2 protein-coding genes are annotated in these 2,591 nt (G+C 38.5%); both read right to left on the bottom strand.

The features are described from left to right. A partial coding sequence (locus KGY70_20690; protein ID MBS3777624.1) for a tetratricopeptide repeat protein occupies positions 1-1,247 on the bottom strand: 1,247 nt, incomplete at its 3' end. 155 nt (positions 1,248-1,402) lie between these two features. Continuing rightward, entirely contained in the window at positions 1,403-2,041 is a 639-nt protein-coding gene (locus tag KGY70_20685; GenBank protein ID MBS3777623.1) for an HD domain-containing protein, read from the bottom strand. Positions 2,042-2,591 lie beyond the last annotated feature (550 nt).

Genomic DNA, 2,591 nt, shown 5'->3' with positions numbered 1-2,591 from the left:
ATATTGTCTTCAGCTACTTTTCTATAAGTAATAACAATGCCCTTCTTACTTACTTCATGCTCTGAACGCTGTTGGGGTGGCAATTCGCTTATAAAAAGTCTATAATATTCCAATGCTTTGGATTTATCTTTAAGTTTATGCTGATAGGTCGAAGCAATATAAAATAAATACTCAGGCTTACGATTATAATTGTGTGCTAATTTATAACAGGATACAGCATCAATATATTTGCCCATTGCACTATATACCGACTGCTTCTCAAGATATAACGCAGACATCACAGAAGAGTCAGGTTGTAACAATGAATCGGCTCTGTTTAAATAATACAAACCCTTACCAGGTGTAGGGGAATTCAAAAAGGTCTTCCCCAGAAAATAACAGGTCTCAAAATCATTGGTATCTTTCTTATATGCTTCCAGAAGATATTTACGACCACTATGAAATAAATGGTTTCCTAATTCGGATATTCCTAAATATTTATATACAAATTTACTTGAATCACCTGAAGTAAGAGCTTTTGAAAATATCTCGGAAGCCCGGTCGTATTTTTTCCATTCATAATATACATATCCTGCCTGTTTTAAAAATCTCAAATTGGTTGAATCTTTTGCAAGTATGGGTTGACATACTTCAATGGATTTTTGATATTCTTTATTCTTACGATAAATTCGGGAGACCTTATAAGCTGTAAGCTGGTCATAAGGATTTAAAGCCAATGCTTTTTTGTAAAAAAACAATGCCTTCGAAGTGCTATCCAAGCCATAATAATTGTTCCCTAAATGTCTTAAATATAAAATATTGGTAGTATCATTCCTATACAATTTCTGAAGATTCTCTATTGCTTGTAAATAGTTGTTGTTGAACTCATGAATTTTAACAAGTTTCATCTTGCATTGCTGATCATCAAGGTACTTCTGTAATATGCATTCAGCGTCCGTAAAATTTCCGTTTTGAAAATAAACATCTGCCAAAAGTTTATTAAGCCTTGTATTATCGGGAAAATATTGTAATCCTTCGTTCAGTATTTGGATGCATTGATTGATTGCTCCTTTCTTATTTAGTGCTACCGCATACCAATAATAATCATTTGAATTCAGAGAGTTGGAACTTATATTGATTTCAGCCTGTTGAACAATGAGATCAAATTGATTCTTAAGATAGAGCAACTCATACTGATTTTGCCCCTGAACCTGGTAATAAAGACCCTGGGTTAAGCAAATAGATAAACTCAAAAGTAATTTTTTCATTAGTGTAACAGTTTATTAAAAGATTGAATTTCAAATTGATTTATTTACCAAAATTACAAACTTTGCGTGTATTACCATGGAACCCTCATGCTACTCATGTTCTTGTTGTGAAGGTTTCTGGATGCGGGTTTCATTTGATTGCCTGTTTGGTTTCCTCATATCTCTCCGTCTACTTCACGGTTGAGTCTTTCAAAAAAATCAGTCATAAAGCGATGCCGCTCTTTTGCTAGCTCCAAACCGCTCCTGGTTAGCATCTGGTCCTTTATGTATCTAAGTTTGACCAGATATTCCCTGTATGCAGTATCTTCCTCACTATAGGGTAAAGATTTCTCCGGGTCCACCTCCTTATCGTGCAGCATGGCCCCGACTTCTCCGGCAAAAAGAAAAGCTCTGGCAATACCCACTGCCCCGATAGAATCAAGCTTATCCGCATCAAACAACACTTTGGCTTCAGGCGTTTCTGGTTGCTTATTGTCCCTGAACCGATGGGTAGCTATACAATGAACGATTTTTCCGATCTTATTATCTTCAAGGCCCTCACCCGCTAAAATTTTACGTGCCATGTCGGCCCCTCTTTCGGCATGACGAATGCGCCCTCGGCTCCGGTCCTCCTCAGTTCTGCCAATATCATGCAACAAAGCTGCCAGCGCAACAATTTCCCGGTCGGCTCCTTCCTGTTCGGCCAAACGGAGAGCTATCCGATAAACACGTTGGGTATGATCCCACCGGTGGCTGCTTCTGGCGCTTTCAAAATGACTCCTGGCAATGTCACTGATCCTTTCTATCAGGTTCATAGATCATATAGATTTTGTAGATTTTTAGCTGTCTCTGCCTTTCCAAATAAATGCTTGCATGCTTGAATGGCTCAGAGCTTAGAGTGCAGAGAACAGAATGTTTCGAGTACCGCGTTCCGAGTCTCGGGTTGGTATTAGCAAAAGTTTTTCCGTTATTTATGATTCATATTACTATAAAAGGTTAATTAGAATCGGTCTATAATATCCGCTGGCTGCGTTACGCTCGTTTTTTATGCCAGTCGATTACATCTGGTAGAGACGTACGGCCGTACGTCTCTACATTTGGCATTCAAAACTCGCAAGCCTTGCCAGCGAACATTCCAGACGAGACTCTTTCAAATCTCTTTGACTTTATGGACAAACACTAATTGGTATATTTCACAACTTCTACCAGCAATTGATTGGGGAAACCCGAAACCCGAGACCCGAGACACGGGACCCGAAACCTTTTCCTCTTTTCTCTTAGCTCTGTACAATTCAATCCTTGCTCAGTACTCGTTCCAGCTCTTTATTTCCAGACTCTTTGTATCATATTTACAGAAAGAATAGA

It is taken from the genome of Bacteroidales bacterium, assembly GCA_018334875.1.
Classification (GTDB): domain Bacteria; phylum Bacteroidota; class Bacteroidia; order Bacteroidales; family UBA12077; genus JAGXLC01.
This window is presented reverse-complemented; position numbering and strand designations above follow the sequence as displayed.